We start from the raw sequence: 20,835 nt of genomic DNA on the forward strand, positions 1-20,835 counted from the left end.
CAGGGGCGGAACGATGCATCGAAGTGGGTTGATCGCGCGGCTCGAACGCCATCTTGCGCTGACGGAAGAGGAACGCGCAGCGATCTCGCGCGCCGAGCAACGCGAGATCCGGCTCAAGCCCGGCGAGATCCTGATGGCCGAGGGCGGGACGAGCCATGCACTGTTCGTCGTCCATTATGGCTGGCTGCATTCGGCGGCGAGGCTCGCGGCCGGCGGCCGCCAGATCCTGCGCTTCCACTATGCCGGCGACCTGATCGGCACGTCCAGCATCGCCTGGTCGCAGGCCTCGGCGACGCTTACCGCGGTGTCGGACTGTACCGTCACCGAACTACCCAAGGCCGATCTGGGCCAGATCTTTCGCCAGCAGCCGCGGCTCGCCGGGCTGCTCTATGCCATCGCCGCGGCCGAGAATGTCGCGATGAGCGACCGGCTCACTTCGATCGGCCGCAAGGGCGCGGCGGAGCGGCTGACCACGCTCCTCCTTGATATCCTGGCGCGTCTGCGGGTCACCGCGGGTGGCGTGATCGATTCGTTCGACCTGCCCCTGACGCAGAGCGATATTGGGGATGCGCTCGGCTTGACCAAGGTGCACGTCAACCGGACGATCCGCGCGCTCGAGCGTGACGGCGTGATCGAGCGCAACGGTCGACGGGTCCGGATCCTCGACCCGGAGCTTCAGATGCGGCGGACGGGCTTTGTCGACCGCTACGGCGAGATCGAGACGGCATGGCTGCCGCCGGCGCCGTAACCACGGCGCCAGTCCGTTTGGCGGTCAGTTCGGCTCGACGACGAAGAGCGTCACGCCCTCATATTTGATGTCGTGCGGGTTGAAGACGGCGTCGGGCCGGAAACCCTCGTCTATCACGACGATATCCTTCAGCCCGGCGAGCTTGAACGTGCCGAGCTTGATCTCCTTGGGCGGCTGTCCGTCGCGCTGCAGCGTGACCGCATCGACGAACACGTCATCATGGCGCGTGAACAGGATATGCGGCGCGAGTTTGACATGCATCCGGTTGTAGACCGCGGTCACGCACTGGCGCAGCGCGATCGCTTGCAGCAGCAGCGCGTTGGCGTTGCTCGGGACGGAACCGGGTGTCGAAGAAGCAGGCATATGGTGCATCGCAGCATTGTTTAATGGTGTCGCGGCGTTCGCACGAACGCCGGCGGGGTGACAAGCGTAAACCGACGCTGCGGCGGGCTCAAGCCGCCGCGTCGACCTTGTCGGTGTGGACGTCGAAGCCCACGAGCCGCGCTGGCCCGAACGTCGTCGTGAGCGCGGCATCGGTCGCATCGCGGCCGCGCGCCATCAGGATCCGGCCGATCCGCGGCTGGTTGTGTCGTGCGTCGAAGGTGTGCCAGCGGCCGCCGAGATAGACGTCGAACCAGGCCGAGAAATCCATCGGCGCGTCGACCGGGGGAATGCCGATATCGCCGAGATAGCCGGTGCAATAACGTGCCGGAATGTTCATGCAGCGGCACAGCGTGATCGCTAGATGCGCGAAATCGCGGCACACGCCCTGCTGTTCCTGATGCGCATCCCAGGCGGTCTTGGTCGCCCGCGCATGATGATAGCCGAACTCGATATGGTCGTGCGTGAACTGCACGATCGCCTGCACGCGCGCCCAGCCTGAGGGCACATGCCCGAACAGCGACCAGGCGGTTTCGGACAGCCGGTCCGTCTCGCAATAGCGGCTGCCGAGCAGGAAGACGAGGATCTCATCCGGCAGATCCTCGACGGCATGCTGAACGGCATCGGGCTCGACCGGGTCGGGCTGCCCGTCATCCTCGATCGTGAAGTCGCACGACAGCGTCAGGCCGCCGGCGGGGACGGTCATGCGCGTGCAGACATTCCCGAACGCGTCGAGATAATCGTAGATCGGGACGTCGGGGCTCGCGACGATCCGGTGCGGTTTGACAAGATCGCGGTTGCGCGACGGGTGAAGGCTCAGCATCGCCATCAGCGGCGTCGGAACATCGGCTTCAAAGCGAATATCATAGCCGGCGCGGATCAGCATGCGGTCGTCTTTCTCATGCCCGGACCGGCTGCGGCGCGAGCGGGGTTGTGGCTGTAGGGGCGGCGCTCGGCTCGTCGACCGCGATGTCGACCGAGACGGTCATGTCGAGGAAACTGCCGGGGAATCCCGCCCAGCTTCCCGAGATCGGCACGGCCTGGTAGATGTCGCGGGCGATCGCGACGCGGATCAGCCCGCGACTGCCGATGATGCCGTTGGTCGGATCGAACTCGACCCAACCCGATCCCGGCAGATAGATGCGGACCCAGGCATGGGTGTTGCCGCCCCCCGTCCGCTGCTCGCGGCTTGAGGGGTTGTAGACATAGCCCGACACGAACCGCGCCGCGAAGCCGAGCGCGCGCGCCGCCTCGATCATCAGCATCGCATAATCGCGGCAAGTACCCTTGCGGCGGGCAAGCGTCTCGATCGGCGACTGCGTCCCCTTTTCGGGGCGCGGCACATAGGTGAAGTCGCGCCGGATCGCCGCGGTCATGTCGGACAGCATCGCCAGCGTATCGGTCCGCCCCGAGGGATCGAGGAACCGCCGCGCCCAGCGATCGATCTCGCGGTGCGGATCGTGATGCTGGCGCTCGATCGACCGCAACAGGTCGGGCATGTCCTCGGACGAATAGGTGAACGGATAGGAACGTGCGTATTGCTCGATATCGACCGTCGCGAGTTCGGCGGGGCTGTGATCGAGCCGCACCCGGCTGTCGAACACGAGTTCGCGCGCACGGCGATCGAATGTCGCGATCGCCACCGAATTGCCGAACACGTCGTGCAGCCAGCGCACCTCCGACGGTTCGGGGGTTATGGTCAGCTCGGCCGAAATCAGCTGCTGGTCATGGCTTTCGCGCGGACGGACCATGATACGGTGCTCGCCAAATGCTACCGGTTGCCGGTAAGTGTATCTCGTCACGTGAGAAAGTGTGAGAAATGGCATTCAGGATCCGTATCGCATGACCAACCGGACCGAGGGACCGCTGATCGCGGCAGGAGACAGGCCTCCGACCGTCACCGTCAACCCGAAAGGCGCATCATCGTTCCTCCTGATCGGCGATCATGCTGGAAATTCAGTGCCCGTGTCGCTCGGGTCGCTCGGTCTAGACGATGCCGAACTGGAACGGCACATCGGCTGGGACATCGGCGTCGGCGAGGTCGGACGGTTGCTGGCGAACCGGCTCGACGCGGTCTTCATCCATCAGACCTATTCTCGGCTGGTCGTCGACTGCAACCGCAGCGAGACGCAACCCGATGCGATCGCCGAGACCAGCGACGGCACGCCGATCCCCGGCAATCGCGACCTGAGCGAGGCGGATCGAGCCGCGCGATATGCGGTGATCCATGCGCCCTATCATGCGGCGATCGCGGCCGAGATCGCACGCCGGGATGCCGCCGGACAACCGACCATCCTGGTTGCGCTGCACAGCTTCACCCCGGCGATGCGCGGCGCGGACGGAGCGGCAATACGGCCCTGGCATATCGGCATCCTGCACGATGGCGGCGACACGCGCTTTGCCCTCGCGATGCTCGAGGTCCTGGGGGGCGAGCCCGACCTAGTGGTGGGTGACAACGAGCCCTATCGGATGGACCTGATCGATTATACGATCCCGCGGCACGCCTATCCGGCACGGCGTCTCTATGCGGAGATCGAGATCCGCCAGGACCTGATCGGCGCGCCCGAGGGCTGTGCCGCCTGGGCGGAACGGGTCGCGTCCGCTCTGACATCCGCCAGCGCGCGCGTCCGTTCCGCATGACACCAAACTTCCCGGGGATCGACCACCGCCTGTCTCGCGTTTGACGACCCGGGTCCAGTGACGCCGGCTGCATGGCTGGTCGTATGCCGGACCCGAGTTGGTGTTCCTGCGAGTAGAAAATTCGATGCCCTCGAGTCCGAACAATGTCCCCGGGAACGACCGTCAGCGCGTATCGGCACGTCCCGGCGAAGGCGACTATCGCGAAGTGTTCACCGCGATCGATATCGGCTTCGGGCTGGTCGATCTGATCTTTGACGGCGATCGCGTGATCGATTGTCGGTTCCTCGAGGCGAACGCGCAATTTCTCCGGCAGACGGGCTTGCGCGACCCGGTCGGACAGACCTGGCACGCGCTGCAGCCCGCACTGGATGGCGATTGGATCGGGACGTTCGGCGAGATCGCCCGGACCGGGCACGCAACCCGGTTCGAGACGCGCGTGGCGCAGGGCGATCGGCGCTATGATGCACAGGTCGCGCGGATCGGCGAGCCGGCCTCGGCCAGGATCGCCGTGCTGCTGAGCGACGTGACCGAGCGGCACAGGACAGAGACGCTCGCCCGCGAAGCCGAGGAACGGTTGCAGCTGGCGCTTTCGGCCGGCGGCGGGATCGGTACCTGGGACTGGGACATCGCCCGGGATCGCGTCACCGCCGATGCCCGGTTCGCTCTGCTGTACGGGGTGGATCCGGCAGCCGCGGCGGCGGGCGCACCGATCACGACGTTCTTTCAAGGTATTCATCCGGACGACCGCGCGCGTACCAAGCAGGCAATCGAGGCGGCGGTCCAATCGGGCGGCCCCTTCGAAGCCGAATATCGCTTGCTCGAGCGCGACGGGACGATCCGCTGGGTGATCGCGCAGGGCCGTTGCGAGCGCGCGGCCGACGGGACTGCGCTACGTTTTCCCGGGATCAGCTTCGAAATCACCGCCCGCAAGCTCGCCGACGTGCGGCAGACCGCGTTGCTGGCGCTCGGCGACGCGATCCGCGATCTGACCGACCCTGCGGCAATCGCCTATGCAGCGGCCGAAATCCTCGGCCACGCCCTGCAGATCAGTCGGGTCGGCTACGGCGTGATCGACACCCTGGCCGAGACGATCACCGTCGAGCGGGACTGGAATGCGCCGGGAACACGTACCTTGGCGGGCATGCTGCAGTTCCGCGACTATGGGTCCTATATCGAGGATCTGAAGGCAGGGCGCACGGTCGTGATCGCCGATGTCGAGCGCGACCCGCGAACCGCCGCGGGTGCTGCCGGCCTGAAGGCGATCAGCGCATGGTCGTTCGTCAACATGCCGTTGCTCGAACAGGATGCGTTCGTCGCGCTGCTCTATGCCAATCACGATCAGCCGCGAGTCTGGGCGGACGAGGAACTCCAACTTATGCGCGAGGTCGCGGACCGGGTTCGTGCGGCGACCGAGCGGCTGCGTGCGGAAGCAGCACTCCGCGAGAGTGAAGAACAGTTCCGCGTCTTCGCGCAAGCGGTGCCCAGCCTGATCTGGGCGGCGCGTCCCGATGGCGAGATCTACTGGGTCAACCAGCAGGTCTATGATTATGCCGGTATTTCGCCCGGCGCTCTAACTGGATCCGGCACCTGGCTGTCACTGGTTCACGCCGACGATCGCGAGGCCACGGCGACGACGTGGCAGGCCGCACGCGATACGGGCACTACCTATGCCGCCGAGTTCCGGTTGCGTAGTACTGATGGCGGCTACCGATGGTTTCTTGCTCGCGCGGAGCCGGTACGGACCATCGGCGGCCAGATCACGCGCTGGGTCGGCACCAATACGGACATCGACGATGGCCGCCGGCATGCCGCCGAACTGCTCGCCTGGACCGAAACGCTCGAGGATCAGGTCGCCGCGCGCACCCGCGAGTTGATGGATGTCGAGGCCGCACTGCGCCAGAGCCAGAAGATGGAAGCCGTGGGCCAGCTGACCGGCGGGCTGGCGCACGACTTCAACAATCTGCTGACCGGAATCATGGGCAGCCTCGAGCTGCTCGGCATCCGCATCGCACAGGGACGGCTGGGCGATGTCGAACGCTACTCGCTTGCCGCTCAGGGTGCCGCCAAGCGTGCCGCGGCGCTGACCCACCGTCTGCTGGCCTTTTCGCGGCGGCAGACGCTCGATCCCCGGCCGACCGACGTCAATCGGTTGATCGGCGGGCTGGAGGAGCTCGTGCGCCGGACAGTCGGGCCCGACGTCGCCGTCGAGGTGGTCGCCTCCGCCGGGCTGTGGTCGACGCTCGTCGATCCCAACCAGCTCGAAAACGCGATCCTCAACCTGTGCATAAACGCGCGCGATGCGATGCCCACGGGCGGACGGCTGACGATCGAGACGGCCAATCGCTGGATCGACGCGCGGATGGGTCGCGACCGCGATCTCGATCCCGGTCAATATGTCTCGCTCTGTGTGTCCGACAACGGCACCGGCATGCCGCCCGAGGTCGTCGCCAAGGCCTTTGATCCGTTCTTCACGACCAAGCCTTTGGGTCTGGGCACGGGGCTCGGCCTGTCGATGATCTACGGCTTTGCGCGCCAGTCGGGCGGACAGGTCCGGATCTATTCGGAGGTCGGCGAAGGCAGCAATATCTGCATCTATCTGCCACGGCATTTCGGTCCGTCGGACGAGGACGAACCGCAGCCCGATTTTGCCGAGGTCCCGCGCGCTATCCGTGGCGAGACCGTCCTGATCGTCGACGACGAGCCCACCGTTCGCATGCTGGTCGTAGAGGTGCTCGAGGAACTGGGCTATGCCGCGATCGAGGCCGCGGACGGGCCAGCCGGCCTGAAGATCCTCCAGTCCGACACGCGCATCGACCTGCTGGTCACGGATGTCGGCTTGCCGGGGGGGATGAACGGGCGGCAGATGGCGGATGCCGCGCGCGTTGGCCGTCCGGACCTCAAAATCCTCTTCATCACGGGCTATGCCGAGAATGCGGTGGTCGGCAACGGCCATCTCGATCCCGGCATGCACGTAATGACGAAACCCTTCGCGATCGACGCTTTGGCCGGTCGTATCCGCGACCTCATCCGCCTGGCCTAGTCCACATGCAAGCCACCCCTGCCCAGGTTGTGCCAGTTCATGACGGAAAGTTCATTTAAGGGGTTTAACGCCGTTTCGGCCACAGCTAGAGGATCTGCTCAAAGGGGAAGCTAAGGCGATGATGCGGAAGGCAAGTTTACTTTCCGTCTGGGCGTGCCTGCCGGCGCTTGGCGCCTGCAACCGGCACCAGTCGACGCTGGCTCCGTTCGGCGAACAGGCTGATCAGGTGCTGTCGATCACTATCGTGCTGGTCATCGGCGCGGTCGTCCTGGCGCTTGGCCTTGCGCTGCTGATGCGGCACGCGATCCGCGCGCCCGAGGGGCGGTTGACCCACAAGGGCGGGATGAAGATGGTCCTGTGGCTTGGCGGGATCGGCCCGTCGATCCTGTTGCTCGCGCTGCTGCTCTACGCGTTGCCCGCGATGCGCCCCCGCCCGGTCGCCGATGCCGACCTCCGGATCGGCGTCGATGGCGAGCAGTTCTGGTGGCGCGTACGCTATGCTCCTCCCGGCGGCGCGGTCGTCGAGGCGGCAAATGAACTTCGCCTCCCCGTCGGCCGGACCGTCGAGCTGTCGCTGCGCAGCCCCGACGTCATCCACAGCTTCTGGGTGCCGGGGCTTGCCGGCAAGATGGACATGATCCCCGGCCGCACCAACCGCCTGGTCGTCCGCGCGACCAAGGCGGGAACATATCGCGGGGTCTGCGCCGAATTCTGCGGGCTGGGGCATGCGCTGATGGCATTCGACGTCGTCGCGATGGAGCCTGCCGCATTCGAACGCTGGCTGGCCGCACAGGCGCGACCCGCGACGGTCACCGCATCGCCCGGCGCGAGGTTGTTCGCCAGCTATGGCTGCAGCGGCTGCCACAGCGTTCGCGGGGTGGGTCCGGTGGCGAAGATCGGCCCCGACCTGACGCATTTCGGATCACGTCCGACGCTTGCCGCAGGCATCCTGCCGATGACCCACGCCAATATCGCGCGGTTCGTGCGTGAGCCCGGCAAGACCAAGCCCGGCGTCCGCATGCCCGCCTTCCCGCAGATGTCGGCCGCCGAAGCCGACCAGATCGCCAGCTATCTTCAGGGGCTGAAATGACGACCGACAGTCCGGCCTATGTCGCCCCCGATCAGAACGATCCCGCGGTCCGCAAGGGCCAGGAGGATCGCCTGCGCGAGGTCTGGAAACCGCCGAGCGGCTGGTTCTTCCGCTGGACCGACGTCAACAACAACCGGATCGGCGTCTGGTACACGCTGACCGCGTTTGGCTTCATGCTGTTCGCAGGCGTGCTTGCGCTGATCATGCGCACGCAGCTGGCGGTGCCGAACAACGATCTCGTCACCGCGAACACGTTCAACCAGCTGTTCACGCTGCACGGCTCGATGATGATGTTCCTGTTCGCGGTGCCGATGTTCGAGGCGGTCTCGATCATTCTGCTGCCACAGCTGCTCGGCGCGCGTGATCTGCCGTTTCCGCGACTGTCGGGCTTTGGCTATTGGAGCTTCCTGATCGGCGGCGTGTTCGTCTCCGGATCGATCTTCTTCGATGCCGCGCCCGATGGCGGCTGGTTCATGTATCCGCCGCTGACGACGCGGACCGATCTTAGCGGGCTCGGCGCGGACATCTGGATGCTCGGCCTCAGCTTCATCGAGGTGTCGTCGGTCGCAGCCGCCGTCGAACTGATCGTCGGCGTGCTCAAATGCCGCCCGCCCGGCATGCGGCTCAACCTCATGCCGCTCTACGCCTGGTACATCCTCGTCGTCGCGGTGATGATCCTGTTCGCCTTCCCGCCGCTGATCGCAGGCGACGTGCTGTTCGAGATGGAGCGGCTGCTCAACTGGCCGTTCTTCAACGCGGACAAGGGCGGCGACCCGTTGCTGTGGCAGCACCTGTTCTGGATCTTCGGCCACCCCGAAGTCTATATCGTCTTCCTGCCGTCGATCGCGTTGTTCGCGATGCTGATCCCGACCTTCGCGCAGCGGCATCTGCTCGGCTATCCGTGGATCGTGCTGGCGGCGGTCGGCACCGCGTTCCTGAGCTTCGGGTTGTGGGTCCACCACATGTTCACGACCGGGCTGCCAAAGATCAGCCTCGCCTTCTTCGCGGCAGCGTCCGAGGCGGTTGCGATCCCGACCGGCGTGCAAATCTTCGTGTTCATCGCGACGCTCTGGGCGGGCAACGTCAAGAAGTCGACGCCCTTGCTCTATGCATCGGGCAGCCTCGCGGTGTTCGTGATCGGCGGTCTGACCGGCGTGATGGTCGCGGTCGCGCCTTTCGACTGGCAGGCGCACGACACCTATTTCATCGTCGCGCACCTTCATTACGTGCTGATCGGCGGTACGCTGCTGCCGCTGTTCGCCGGGCTCTATTATTACTGGCCGCTGGTCACCGGCAAGAAGCTGTCGGATCGGCTCGGGCGGACCGCGTTCTGGATCATGTTCGTCGGCATGAATCTGACCTTCTTCCCGATGCATCTGTCGGGCCTGCTCGGCATGCCGCGCCGCGTGTTCACTTACCCCGAGGAACTCGGCATCGGCGGGCTCAACCTCGCCTCGACCGCCGGCTCTTACATGTTCGCGCTCGGCGTGCTGATCGTGTGCATCGACCTCGCGCTGTCGCCGCGCCGCCCCAAGGCGCCGCGCAATCCGTGGAATGCGGGCACGCTCGAATGGCTGGCGCTGCCCGATGACGAGGACTGGGGCATCCGCTCGGTCCCGCTGATCGAGAGCCGCTATCCGATCTGGGACCAGAAGAACTTCGTCCAGAAGGTCGACGAGGGCCGCTTCTTCCTACCCGACGCGGAGGAGATGCGGCGCGAGTCGATCATCACCACCGTGCTCGACGCACGACCGTTGCAGGTCATCCGCCTCGGCACGCCCAGCGTGAAGCCGATGATGACCGCGGTCGCACTGGCAGGCGTCTTCATCCTGACGACCTACCACCTCTATCTCCTGTCCGCGCTCAGCGGCGTGGCGACGCTCGCCTGCGTGCTGTGGTGGTTGTGGACCGGCACCGCAGAAATCCCCGAAAAGCCAACCAAGCATATCGGTCACGGGATCGAGGTACCGCTCTATACCTCGGGGCCATCGGCGCCGGGCTGGTGGGCGATGTTCATCACGATGATGGCGGATGCGACCGCGTTTTCGGGCCTCGTCTTCGGCTATTTCTTCTTCTGGACGATCCATAGCAATTTCCCGCCCACGGGCGCGGGGCTAGACGGGCCCGGCGTATTCTGGCCGATGGTCGCGCTGGCGCTGACTTTGACCGGCTGGGCGGCGACCGTCGGCGCGCGCGAGGTGCACCGTCGCGGCAACGTCGCCGCGGGCCGTCTGCTGCTGGTTCTGGGCATCGTCGCGACGCTGTCGAGCCTGTTCGCCGGGCTCGCCGGGCCGTGGTACTCGAGGATGGACCCCGAGCTGCACGTCTATCCCGCGATCGTCTGGACGCTCGCGATCTGGACAGCGGTGCACGCCGCGCTCGGCGTGATCATGCAGGCCTATACGCTCGCGCGCAGCCTCGCAGGCAAGATGACGCCGGTCTATGACGCCGACCTGCGCAACATCACCGTCTACCATCATTTCCTCGCACTGACGGGCATCGTGACGTTCTGCACGATCGGCCTGTTCCCGGGGGTCGCATGACAACACCCAAGGACAATCGGAAACACTGGGCGCGCGACCTGAAGGTCACGCTTTGGACGCTGATCGTCCCGCCGACGATCTGGGCCGTGCATTTCCTGTTCTGCTATCTGTGGGTCGCGGTGACGTGCGCCAAGTCCCCCACGCCGGCGACGGCGCTGACGGGCTTTCCCGTGGCGACCCTGATCGCGACGATCGTCGCGCTGCTTGGCATCCTCGCCGCGGGCTATATCGCGCGTGTCCAGTCGCAGACGCCCGGTGACGCCCCGCCGCATGACGAGGGGACCGCGATCGACCGGCTGCGCTTCCTTGCGCTGTCGACCCGGCTTCTCGCTGGCCTGAGCTTCGTCGCGGTGATCTTCACCGCGCTGCCCGTGATCGTCTTCGGCGATTGCCGATGAGGCGCGCGAGCCTCGCGCTCGGCGTCGCGCTGGTGCCGATCGGCTGGGCGTTCGCCGCCGCGCCGCTCGGCATGGTCGGCCACATGACCGGCCACATGATCGCGGTCGCGGTTGCTGCGCCGTTCCTCGCTTATGGTATCGCGGGCAGCCGGTTCGATCCCGCCGAGCGCTGGCCGGCGATCGTCACTCCGCTGGCCATGTCGCTGGTCGAGCTGGTCGTCGTGTGGCTCTGGCACCTTCCCGCGCTCCGGCTGCGCGTCGACATGCAGCCGGTTGCTCTGCTGCTCGAACAGGCGAGCTTCCTCGCGGTCGGCCTGCTGCTCTGGAGCGCGGTGCTCGGCACGCGCACCGGCGGTGCGACCGACCGGCGCGTATCGGGCGTCGCCGCAATGCTGCTGACCTCGATGCACATGACCCTGCTCGGCGCACTCGTCGGCCTCGCCCCGCGGCCGCTTTACGCGATGATGGCGATGCACCCCGCCGCGCACGGCCTCGACGCGCTCGAGGATCAGCAGCTCGGCGGCGTCGTCATGCTGATGGTCGGCGCAGCAAGCTATTTCCTCGGCGGGCTCGCGATGCTCGGCGGGGTGTTGAAGACACGGAGCGCGACGGCATGACGATCCGCATTACCTGGGCGCGCGCGATCGCCGCGATCGTCGCGCTGGCGCTTGCCGGGCTGTTGTTCGCCTGGTCGGGCGTGTTCAACATCGCCGCCTCGTCGGGTCATTGGAAGATCACCGACTGGTTCCTTCATTGGACGATGCGCAATTCAGTGCGCACGCACGCCGCCTTTACCGCGCCCGACGATCCCAAGGCGAATGAAGGCCTCGTCAGCGCGGCGGGCCTGTTCCGGGCAAGCTGCGCCTCGTGCCATGGCGCGCCCGGCGTGCGTCCGTTGCCGGTGATGCAGGCGGCGACGCCCCCCGCCCCCGATCTCGCGGTGAATGCGCGCGAATGGACTGACAAGCAGATCTTCTGGATCCTCAAGCACGGCGTCAAATATACCGGCATGCCCGGCTGGGCGGCCAAGGATCGCGACGACGAGGTTCGTCGCATGGTCGCCTTCGTCCGCCTGTTGCCAGAGATGTCGCCTGCGACCTATCGCGCCCTGACCGAAGTCCCCGGCAGCGGCACCGCCGGTCCTGACGCAGCACGCATCGCCGTCTGCGCCGGCTGTCATGGCACAGATGGCCGAGGCCGTGGCCAGCCCGACCTGCCCGTGCTCGGCGGTCATAGCCCCGCCTATCTGCGTGCCGCACTCCAGGCCTATGCGACCGGCAAGCGCCAGAGCGCGGTCATGGCCAACGCCGCCGCGACGCTGACGCCCGGAGAGATGACGCGGCTCGCGCGGCATTTCGCGGCCATGCCGGGTCTCGGCACGACCACAGCGTCGGGCAGCGTGAATGCCGCGCGGATCGTCCGCGAGGGCCTGCCTGCCAAGCAGCTTCCCGCCTGTGCCAGCTGCCATGCACCGGGCAAGCCCTATCCGGTGCTTGCTGGGCAGAGCGCCACCTACATCGCACAGCGTCTGCGCAACTGGCGGGGCGACGAGACGGTGGTCGACGCGCGCAAGTCGCAGGCGACGATGCCGGTGATCGCGCGCCGCATCCCCGAGGACATGATCGACCCGATCGCGGCGTATCTCGCCGGCAAATAAGCTGCGTCCCGCCCTGTGCGGGACGCTCTCCGGATCAGTTGCTCACCGCGACGAAGACTGGTCCGTCCACGAAAAGGTCGGCTGCGCGCTCGCCAGTGGCGAGCCGCGTTTCACCCCACCAAGCCGCAGGAACCGCCGCCCCCGACTGATCGAGCAGTTCCGCCGCGCAGCGTAGCGCGACCGCGACCCGCAACGTCTGCCCATTCGCGCGGCGCTCGAAGGCGAGGACATGCGCGGCACGCGGTCCGGTCACGTCGAGAGGGGCGTAGTCGCCTTGGGCGAAGATTTCGGGTGAGGCCGCCCGGGTCGCGAGCAGGCGGGCGATCAGCGCGAGCTTTGCAGGCGCATCGTGCTCGAGCAGGCGCGCGCGGCAGGCATAATCCACCGGCCGGCGGTTATCCGGATCGACCAGGCTGAGATCCGCCAGCTCGGTGCCCTGATACAGATCGGGAACCCCCGGCACGGTGTAACGCAGCGCCGTCTGAACAAGCGCATTCGCCTGCGCCGCCGCCGCGGTCGCTTCGACAAGGTCATGCAGCTCGCGCAGAAACCGCGCGGAACGATCCGGGTCGAGCAAGGCGCGGGCGAGTACGTGACAGCGGTCCTCATAGGCCTCGTCGGGCGCCTCCCAGGACGACCGCAGCTTGGCCTCGCGCAACGACTTTTCCTGCCACCCGACGATGCGCTCGGCATAGGCGGCAAGCCCTGCGCGTTCATCGATCTGGAGCCCCTCGGGCCACGCGCCGAACAGCGTCTGCAGCAGCATATAGGCGTCGCCTGCATCGACCGCGTCGTCGATAGCGGCCGCCGCGGCGACCCAGCCCGTCACGGTCTCACGCCAGCGCACCGGGATCTCGCTCAGCACCGCGAGACGTGCACGGACGTCCTCGCCACGCTTGTGATCATGCGTCGCCGACGCCAGCATCGCACGCGGCCAACGGGCGGCACGCTCCGCCATCGCGGCATGAAACGCCTCGATGGGCAGCGCGAATGCGGCGGGGTCGAACCCGACGTCGTTGCGCGACAGCAACCGGCCATAGCGGTAGAAGGCGGTGTCCTCGACGGCCTTCGCCACGATCGGTGCCGAGAGTTGCTGGAACCGCCTCACCGCCGCCGCGGCGAGATCCGGGTCGCCCGGCCCTTTGCCGGCCAGCCAGTCGAGGATCAGGTCGACGACCGGTCCTTCGCCGGGCGCCAGATGCGTCGCGACCCGCTCGCGCACCATCTCTCGGATTGGCGTGTCGGCGGCGGGTGACGCGATGCCGGTGCCATAGGTGCGATAGACCGGGAAGACCCAGAGCATCCGCTCGACCGCCCGCCGGATCATCCCCGCCGTCAGCCCGTCGCCTTGCGGCGTCGACCGTGCCAGCACGACGAACGCCGCAACGCATCGGCCAAGCTGCCCCTCGAATTGCCAGGACAGCATGTCCTGACGCGCGCGCAGATCCTCGGGCTCGAACGCGGCCGACCGCCCGCTGATATCCGCCCAGAGCTTGGCGAGCGGTGCGGCGCCGTCCTCGTCATGCAACAGCGCGGTGACTTGCGCCATGAAGTCGTACCCGCTGGTACCGTCGATCCCCCAATCGGTGGCGAGCGGTTCGCCCTCTGCCAGGATCTTCTCGACGACGATATAGGCCAGATCCGCGCCAGCTGGCGTGATCGCATCGAAGTGCGCGCGCAGCGTTCGACAATAGCCTGCGGGGTCGGTCAGTCCGTCGACATGATCGACCCGGACACCGTCGATCAGCCCCTCGGCATAGAGGTCAAGATACAGGCGGTGGCTCGCCTCGAAGACCGCGGGATCTTCCGCGCGCAGTCCGGCGAGATCGTTGATCGTGAAAAACCGCCGCCAATTGAGATCGTCGTTTGCGGTGCGCCACGATGCCAGCCGGTAATGCTGCCGATCGAGCAACGCGGTCAGGTCGTCGCTCGCCGCGGTCGCGTGATCCTCGGGGCGGAGCGGCAGACCGTGTTCGCCATAGGCGACGAGCATCGGCACATCGTCGACCAATTCGACGCCGAGCACACCCTGCGCGATCGCCACCGACACCGGATCGCCCAGGATCGGCAGCAGGACGGGTTCGCGCCAGTCGATGTCGAAGAATTGCGCATAATGGCTCGACGCACCATTCGCGAGGACGTCGTTCCACCAGCCATTCTCGCCGCCCGCCACACCCATGTGATTGGGAACGATGTCGACGATCATGCCCATCCCGTGCGCCTTCAACCGGTCGACGAGCCGGCGAAACCCCGCCTCGCCACCCAGTTCGGGATTGATCCGGGTCGGATCGACGACGTCATAGCCGTGCGTCGATCCGGACCGTGCCGTCGCGATCGGCGATGCGTAGAGATGGCTGATTCCGAGCGCGGCGAGATAGGGCACCTGCGCCTCGGCGTCCGCGAAGGTGAAGTCCTTGTGGAACTGCATCCGGTAGGTCGCACGTGGCGTCATGATGCGCGCGCCGTTTCGATCAGGGCGATGCGTGCGGCAGTGTCGGGGCGCGCGAGGAGCGCGTCGGTGGTGTCTGGCATGCGTCTCCGCCAATTGGGGTGTTCATCGGTCGTGCCGGGAAGATTGGGCTGCTCGACGAGACCGACGAGGTCCTCGAGCGGGAAGATCGCCAGACCGCATGGCGTCCGTGCGACATGCGCCAGCGCGGCGTCGACGACCGGCGCGGTGTTGCTCGGCTCGGGCTGTGGCCCCGGCGCACCGAGCGCGGTCCACAGACGGGACCGATCTTCGGCGCGGGCGGCATGGTCGGCCGCCTCGTCCGCCGCCTCGCTTGTCCGGCCAAGGGCCCAGTTCCAGGCGATATCACGCCCCTGCCACCAGCCCGCGATCGTCGCCAGATCATGCGTCCCGCTCATCGCGACCGCATCGACCGACCAGGAGTCCGGGGGAATGAAATCACCGTCGCCGTCGCGCTCGAACCAGAGCACGCGCATCCCCAGCATCGCCCGTGCGTCCATCGCCGCGCGAAACCCTTCGGGTACGGTCCCCAGATCCTCGCCGATGACGATCGCACGCGCGCGGTGCGATTCGATCGCGATGATCCGCATCATGTCCGCAAACGGCATGTCGAGATACGCCCCATCCGCCGCCGACGCGCCGTCCGGCACCACCCATAGCCGGCGCAGGCCAAAGGCGTGATCGATGCGAAGCCCGCCGGCATGCGCCAGACCCGCGCGGATCGTCGCGATGAACGGGGCGAAGCCATTTGCCACAAGCGCGCGCGGATCGAAGCCGGTGATGCCCCAGGCCTGCCCGTCGGGCCCCAGCGGGTCGGGTGGCGCACCGATCGACAGGCCGTTCAGCAGATCACCCCGCCGCCGCCACGCATGGCTGCCGCCCGGATCCGTGCCGACCGCCAGATCCGCGACCAGACCGACTGCCATGCCGCCATCAAGTGCCGTGTGCTGCGCCCGTTCGAGCCCCGCATCCGCCAGCCACTGGAGAAAGACGTAGAAGTCGCACGTATCGCGCTGCTCCGTCATGAACGCGGCGACCGCGGCGCCATCGGGATCCTGATAGGCGGCGGGCCAGTCCTGCCATCCCCGGGCACCAGACTGCGCAAAAAAATGTGCGTGAAGCGCATCGAAAGCGGCGTGGAAACGCAGGTCACTACCGCCCCTTGCCGCGAACGCCTCGACCTTGGCCCGTACGGTGTCCCGCAACGTGTCGAACTGTCGACGTAGCGCGGCGAGGCGATCTGGGATCGCGCCCGCCCAGTCGATCAGCGCGGGCGGCGACCCTGCGTCCGCTGGCGCATCGCCGGCTATCATGGACGGATCGGCGAGCATGACGTTGAGGAACTGGCGGCTCGACGGGGCATAGGGGCTGAAGCGGGTCGCATCGGCCGGGAACAGCGCATGTGTCGGGCTGATCGCCACCGCATCGGCACCGCGCGTCGCGAACGCGCGCACCGTGTCCGCAAGCGTGCCGAAGTCGCCGAACTCGGCGGCCCGGCCGTCGCGCAACGCCGGGATCTGTACCGCCGGGCCCCAGAGACGGCGTCCTGCCTTGACGTCCGCGATCGTGACGCAGCGCGGTGGCGCGATCGCGAGGCGGATGTCCCGGCTGTCGACCGTGAGCATGTGGTATCCCGGCTCCGTGACGCCCGACAGCTGCCCGTCGACGATCGTCACGGCACGCGACGCCCCGTCCTCCAACGTCAGAACCGCAGGACCATCGCCTGCCCCGATCGACACCCGCGCACCGACGTCTGCCGACACGAACGACGGGGGTTCGGCTCGCGCCGCGCGCGCGATGACGAGGCTCGCGCGTATCGCCGCCTCGCTGTCGGCGGGAAGCCCGAGCGCGCTTAGGATAGCTTGCAACGCCTCGTCGGCCACGGTCTGCGCGCGCCCGCCGGCATCCTGCCATCGGGGCTGCAAACCAGCGGCGGCGGCGAGGTCGTGGAGCAGACTCATGCCGCCAGCCACACGGCGACGCTAGCGCGCTGCCCCGCATCGCTCTGCGCGAACAGCATCTCGCCAGATGCCTGCGGAAACGCGACCGGATCCTCGCCGAGATTGAGCGCGATCGTGAGCACCGCGCCGTCGCCCAGCGTCCAGCGCGCGACGACCGCCGCCGGCCCGATCGCCTCGGCGCCCATTGCGCGCGTGCCGGACAAGCGCGGTATGATCGCGCGCTGCCGGACTGCGATCAGCGTACGATAAAGATCGCGCCACGCATCGGCGTCGGGACCGGGTTCGGCGACCGAAGCTTCGAAGGTCGCGCGCGCATTCGGATCGGGGATCGCGGCGCGGGCGGATTCGTCGGCGAACGCGGCAAACTTCGCGAATTCCCGGCGCCGCCCATCGCGAACCGCATCGGCGAGTTCGTCATGGAAGTCGGTGAAGAACAGGAACGGCGTCTCGCTCCCCGTCTCGTCCCCCATGAACAGCAGCGGGATCTGCGGACAGAGCAGCAGCAATGCGGTCGCGGCACGCAGCCGCGCGTGATCGGTGAGCAACGTCAGCCGCTCGCCAAGCGCCCGGTTGCCGATCTGGTCGTGGTTCTGGAGAAACGACACGAACGCGGTCGGGGGGAGGTGCGCGCTCGGCGTCCCGCGCGTCCGGCCGTCATGGTTGGACGACCCCTCCCCCTGATAGATGAACCCTTCACCCAAGCACCGCGCGAGACGCTCCGCCGGCCGATCGGCGAAGTCGGCGTAATAGGCGCTGGTCTCGCCCGTCAGCAGCACGTGAAGGACATTGTGGAAGTCGTCGTTCCACTGCGCGTCATAGCCGCCGGGCCGCAGCCGATCGGCGTCGTTGCGCTCGTTCTCGAGGACGAGGTGGACCGGCCGGTCGGTCACCGTCGCGCGGATCTCAGCCGCCATCGCATCGAGGAACCGGTCATTGTCGATCGCGTGGACGGCGTCGAAACGGAGACCGTCGATCCGGTAGTCGGTGAGCCACATCAGGGCGTTGTCGATGAAATATCGGGCGACGGGCTCGACATCGACCGCCACCGCCCCGCCCCAAGGCGTATCGACGTCCTTGTGAAAGAACGATCCAGCATAGGCGCCGAGATAATTCCCGTCGGGTCCGAAGTGATTATAGACGACATCGAGCAGCACCGCGACGCCCAGCGCGTGCGCCGCGTCGACCATCGCCCGCAGATCGTCGGGCGTGCCGTAGCTCTCAGCGACGGCATAGGGCAGGACGCCGTCATAGCCCCAATTGCGCGTGCCGCCGAACGCCGCGACCGGCATCAGCTCGATCGCGGTCACGCCGAGCGCGGCGATCTCGGGCAGGCGTGCGGTGATCCCGGCGAAACCACCCATGGTGCCGGCATGGACCTCCATGATCACCAGCTCCTCCCAGCGCCGCCCGCGCCAGTCGGTCGATTGCCAGCGATACGCAACGGGATCGACGGTGACGCTCCAGCCATGCACACCGCCCGATTGCTGGCGCGACGCGGGGTCGGGAACGACCAGATCCTCGCCGATCCGGAAGCGATAGCGCGCCCCTGCCCCGACATCGGCGGTCGTAGAGAACCATCCGTCGGCCTGCCCGTCCATCGACGTCGGCGCAGCCCCGTCGATCTCCAGCGTCACCTGGTCGGAATCGGGCGCCCAGAGCCGGAACGTCGTGCCGCCGTTCGCCGGCGTCGCGCCCCAAACGCTCATGCCGGATCCATCGTCCAGGACAGCAGCGCCGCACCCTGCGGTGCGAGGTCATAGCTGTCGGTGATCGGCATCGGCGGCTGCTCGGGCTTGGCGCTGTCGACCAGGACCATACGCTCGACCTCGGAGGGCGGTGGCATGGTGAAGGTCAGCGGCCCCTCCGACGCGTTCAGCAGCAACGACACGACCTGGATTTTGCCATCCTCGCACAGCGCTGCACGGCGCATCGTCAGCGCACGACCATTGGTGTTTTCCCAGTCCTCGGGCGACAGCTGGACGCCGCGCTCGTCCCACCATTCGATGTCTTTCAGACCCTCCGCCGGGGTATCCTCGCCGTAGAGGAAATTGCCCGCGCGAAGCATCGGATAGTCGCGGCGGAGCGCGGCCAAGCGCGCGGTGAAGTCGATCAGCGCTTCGCCCTCGGGGGTCTTCGCCTGTGTCCAGTCGAGCCAGCTGATCTCGTTATCCTGGCAATAGGCGTTGTTGTTGCCGCCCTGCGTCCGCCCGAACTCGTCGCCCGCGACCAGCATCGGCGTGCCGAGCGAGGCGAACAGCGTCGTCAGCATCGACCGCGCGACCCGCTTGCGCGTCTCCGCGATCGCGGGATCGTCGGTCGGTCCCTCGACACCCCAGTTGCGCGAGCAGTTGTTCGAATGGCCGTCGCGATTGTCCTCGCCATTCGCCTCGTTGTGGCGCTCTTCATAGGCGGTCGTGTCGGCGAGCGTGTAGCCGTCATGTGCACCGAGCAGATTGACGCTCGCCCAAGGGCGCCGCGCACGGCGATCGAACAGATCCGCCGACCCGGTGAGGCGCGCCGCCAGATCCGCGCGTTGCGCATGGTCACCCCGCCAGAACTTGCGGACGGTGTCGCGGTATTTGTCGTTCCATTCGGCAAAGCCCGGGGGGAAATTGCCGAGCTGATAGCCGCCCGGGCCGATATCCCAGGGCTCGGTGATCAGCTTGAGCCGGCCCAGCACCGGATCCTGGCGCAGCACGTCGAAGAAGCCGGCGCCCGGATCGAAGCCGGTATCGGTCCGCCCCAGCGTCAGCCCGAGATCGAAACGGAACCCGTCGATCCCGAAGCTCGTCGCCCAGTAGCGCAGCGAATCCGCCACCATCTGGATCACCCGCGCCTTGGTCAGGTTCAGCGTGTTGCCGGTCCCCGTGTCGTTGATCGAGAAGCGCGGCTGATCCTTGACCAGCCGGTAATAGCTCGCATTGTCGAGCCCGCGCCACGACAATGTCGGCCCCTGCTCGGACCCTTCGCACGTGTGATTGTAGACGACGTCGAGAATGACCTCGATCCCCGCCGCATGAAGACGGCGGATCGACCGGCGCAGTTCGTTGTGACTGTCAGTCGCGAAGAAGGAGCGTTCGGGCGTAAAGAAGTTGAGGGTGTTGTACCCCCAGTAATTCCGGAGCCCCTTCTCCTGTAGGAACCGGTCCTGCGTATAGCTCTGGATCGGCAGCAGCTCGAGCGCGGTCACGCCGAGCCGCTTTAGATGATCGATGACCTTGGGATTGCCGAGCGCGGCGAAGGTCCCGCGTTCGGAGGGCTGCACCTCGTCGAACAGCTTGGTCAGGCCCTTGACGTGCGCCTCGTAGATCACCGTCTCGGACCAGGGCGTGTTGGGGCGGACGTCCCGCGACCAGTCGAAATGGCTGTCGGTCACGACACCCTTGGGCATGGTCAGCGCATTGTCGCGCCGATCGAAGCTCAGATCCTCGCGCGCCGACTTGACCTGATAGCCGTACATCGCGTCGGTCCAGCGCAACTCGCCCGTCATCGCCTTGGCATAGGGATCGAGCAGCAGCTTGTTAGGATTGAACCGGTGACCCTCTTCGGGTGCGTACCGGCCATAGGCGCGATAGCCATAGGACAGCCCCGGCTGCGCATCGGGGAGATAGCCGTGCCACACCTCGTCGGTCCATTCGGGCAGGACGTAGCGCTTCAGTTCACGGCGGCCGCTGTCGTCATAGACGCACAGCTCGATCTTCTCGGCATTGGCCGAATAGACCGCGAAATTGACCCCGAGCCCGTCGAACGTGGCGCCGAGCGGATAGGCCGAACCGGCCTCGAGCGTATCAGGCAGAAGATGCAAAGCGAGCCCCCAGATTGACGCCAACCTCCACCATTCTAGCAGCGCGGCGGCGTGTCAGGGCGAAAACCCGCCTGCGTTCGGCAATGTTCCCGGTTCGGTTTC

General features: G+C 66.9%; 15 protein-coding genes. 8 read left to right on the top strand and 7 right to left on the bottom strand.

Annotated elements, in window-relative coordinates:
- The first annotated feature begins 13 nt into the window (after positions 1–13).
- On the top strand, positions 14–748 hold the full coding sequence (locus tag IFS44_RS01615) for a Crp/Fnr family transcriptional regulator (RefSeq protein WP_031395205.1): 735 nt from the start codon (positions 14–16) through the stop codon (positions 746–748).
- A 24-nt stretch (positions 749–772) separates the two neighbouring features.
- Here the strand turns inward: IFS44_RS01615 and IFS44_RS01620 are convergent, their stop codons facing one another.
- The 3 genes from IFS44_RS01620 to IFS44_RS01630 all read right to left on the bottom strand — a co-directional run bounded on the left by IFS44_RS01620 (position 773) and on the right by IFS44_RS01630 (position 2,955).
- Complete coding sequence (locus IFS44_RS01620; protein ID WP_042467360.1) at positions 773–1,111, bottom strand: hypothetical protein; 339 nt, start codon at positions 1,109–1,111, stop codon at positions 773–775.
- An 88-nt stretch (positions 1,112–1,199) separates the two neighbouring features.
- Positions 1,200–2,015, bottom strand: coding sequence for a transglutaminase-like domain-containing protein (locus IFS44_RS01625; protein ID WP_192097249.1), 816 nt, complete (start codon positions 2,013–2,015; stop codon positions 1,200–1,202).
- Positions 2,016–2,028: 13 nt separating this feature from the next.
- On the bottom strand, positions 2,029–2,955 hold the full coding sequence (locus IFS44_RS01630) for a transglutaminase family protein (protein WP_056675681.1): 927 nt from the start codon (positions 2,953–2,955) through the stop codon (positions 2,029–2,031).
- 16 nt (positions 2,956–2,971) lie between these two features.
- Between IFS44_RS01630 and IFS44_RS01635 the strand changes: the two genes are divergently transcribed.
- The 7 genes from IFS44_RS01635 to IFS44_RS01665 all read left to right on the top strand — a co-directional run bounded on the left by IFS44_RS01635 (position 2,972) and on the right by IFS44_RS01665 (position 12,497).
- Positions 2,972–3,769 (top strand): N-formylglutamate amidohydrolase, encoded by a 798-nt coding sequence (locus IFS44_RS01635; RefSeq protein ID WP_192097250.1) that lies wholly within the window; start codon positions 2,972–2,974, stop codon positions 3,767–3,769.
- Positions 3,770–3,893: 124 nt separating this feature from the next.
- Positions 3,894–6,809 carry a PAS domain-containing protein gene (locus IFS44_RS01640; RefSeq protein WP_192097251.1) on the top strand — a complete coding sequence of 972 codons (2,916 nt, stop codon included), beginning with the start codon at positions 3,894–3,896 and terminating at the stop codon, positions 6,807–6,809.
- Between the two features lie 121 nt (positions 6,810–6,930).
- Entirely contained in the window at positions 6,931–7,899 is a 969-nt protein-coding gene (locus IFS44_RS01645) for a cytochrome c oxidase subunit II (protein WP_192097507.1), read from the top strand.
- Positions 7,896–10,442 carry a cytochrome c oxidase subunit I gene (ctaD, locus tag IFS44_RS01650; RefSeq protein WP_192097252.1) on the top strand — a complete coding sequence of 849 codons (2,547 nt, stop codon included), beginning with the start codon at positions 7,896–7,898 and terminating at the stop codon, positions 10,440–10,442. Before IFS44_RS01645 ends, ctaD begins: the two co-directional genes overlap by 4 nt.
- The gene (locus IFS44_RS01655; RefSeq protein ID WP_042467339.1) at positions 10,439–10,840 is read left to right on the top strand and encodes a hypothetical protein; all 402 of its coding nucleotides are present in this window, start codon (positions 10,439–10,441) and stop codon (positions 10,838–10,840) included. The genes ctaD and IFS44_RS01655 overlap by 4 nt, the downstream gene beginning before the upstream one ends.
- A complete protein-coding gene (locus IFS44_RS01660; protein WP_192097253.1) occupies positions 10,837–11,457 on the top strand; it encodes a cytochrome c oxidase assembly protein in 621 nt (206 codons plus the stop codon). The genes IFS44_RS01655 and IFS44_RS01660 overlap by 4 nt, the downstream gene beginning before the upstream one ends.
- Positions 11,454–12,497 (top strand): c-type cytochrome, encoded by a 1,044-nt coding sequence (locus IFS44_RS01665; protein WP_192097254.1) that lies wholly within the window; start codon positions 11,454–11,456, stop codon positions 12,495–12,497. The genes IFS44_RS01660 and IFS44_RS01665 overlap by 4 nt, the downstream gene beginning before the upstream one ends.
- 34 nt (positions 12,498–12,531) lie before the next feature.
- On the opposite strand, the gene treY is transcribed toward IFS44_RS01665, so the two are convergent.
- Genes treY through glgX form a run of 4 tightly spaced genes read right to left on the bottom strand, consistent with a single transcriptional unit; the run spans position 12,532 to position 20,733 of the window.
- Complete coding sequence (gene treY / locus IFS44_RS01670) at positions 12,532–14,949, bottom strand: malto-oligosyltrehalose synthase (RefSeq protein WP_192097255.1); 2,418 nt, start codon at positions 14,947–14,949, stop codon at positions 12,532–12,534.
- A complete protein-coding gene (gene malQ / locus IFS44_RS01675; RefSeq protein ID WP_192097256.1) occupies positions 14,946–16,928 on the bottom strand; it encodes a 4-alpha-glucanotransferase in 1,983 nt (660 codons plus the stop codon). The genes treY and malQ overlap by 4 nt, the downstream gene beginning before the upstream one ends.
- On the bottom strand, positions 16,925–18,634 hold the full coding sequence (treZ, locus tag IFS44_RS01680; RefSeq protein WP_192097257.1) for a malto-oligosyltrehalose trehalohydrolase: 1,710 nt from the start codon (positions 18,632–18,634) through the stop codon (positions 16,925–16,927). Before treZ ends, malQ begins: the two co-directional genes overlap by 4 nt.
- Entirely contained in the window at positions 18,631–20,733 is a 2,103-nt protein-coding gene (gene glgX, locus IFS44_RS01685; protein ID WP_192097258.1) for a glycogen debranching protein GlgX, read from the bottom strand. Before glgX ends, treZ begins: the two co-directional genes overlap by 4 nt.
- Positions 20,734–20,835: the final 102 nt, after the last annotated feature.

The sequence above is a fragment of the Sphingomonas sp. CFBP 13706 genome (genome assembly GCF_014842355.1).
GTDB lineage: Bacteria > Pseudomonadota > Alphaproteobacteria > Sphingomonadales > Sphingomonadaceae > Sphingomonas > Sphingomonas aerolata.

Coding starts and splice junctions, on each gene's coding strand:
- IFS44_RS01615 (WP_031395205.1), top strand. CDS start 14: ATGCATCGAAGTGGGTTGATCGCGCGGCTCGAACGCCATCTTGCGCTG.
- IFS44_RS01620 (WP_042467360.1), bottom strand. CDS start 1,111: ATGCCTGCTTCTTCGACACCCGGTTCCGTCCCGAGCAACGCCAACGCG.
- IFS44_RS01625 (WP_192097249.1), bottom strand. CDS start 2,015: ATGCTGATCCGCGCCGGCTATGATATTCGCTTTGAAGCCGATGTTCCG.
- IFS44_RS01630 (WP_056675681.1), bottom strand. CDS start 2,955: ATGCCATTTCTCACACTTTCTCACGTGACGAGATACACTTACCGGCAA.
- IFS44_RS01635 (WP_192097250.1), top strand. CDS start 2,972: ATGACCAACCGGACCGAGGGACCGCTGATCGCGGCAGGAGACAGGCCT.
- IFS44_RS01640 (WP_192097251.1), top strand. CDS start 3,894: ATGCCCTCGAGTCCGAACAATGTCCCCGGGAACGACCGTCAGCGCGTA.
- IFS44_RS01645 (WP_192097507.1), top strand. CDS start 6,931: ATGCGGAAGGCAAGTTTACTTTCCGTCTGGGCGTGCCTGCCGGCGCTT.
- ctaD (WP_192097252.1), top strand. CDS start 7,896: ATGACGACCGACAGTCCGGCCTATGTCGCCCCCGATCAGAACGATCCC.
- IFS44_RS01655 (WP_042467339.1), top strand. CDS start 10,439: ATGACAACACCCAAGGACAATCGGAAACACTGGGCGCGCGACCTGAAG.
- IFS44_RS01660 (WP_192097253.1), top strand. CDS start 10,837: ATGAGGCGCGCGAGCCTCGCGCTCGGCGTCGCGCTGGTGCCGATCGGC.
- IFS44_RS01665 (WP_192097254.1), top strand. CDS start 11,454: ATGACGATCCGCATTACCTGGGCGCGCGCGATCGCCGCGATCGTCGCG.
- treY (WP_192097255.1), bottom strand. CDS start 14,949: ATGACGCCACGTGCGACCTACCGGATGCAGTTCCACAAGGACTTCACC.
- malQ (WP_192097256.1), bottom strand. CDS start 16,928: ATGAGTCTGCTCCACGACCTCGCCGCCGCCGCTGGTTTGCAGCCCCGA.
- treZ (WP_192097257.1), bottom strand. CDS start 18,634: ATGAGCGTTTGGGGCGCGACGCCGGCGAACGGCGGCACGACGTTCCGG.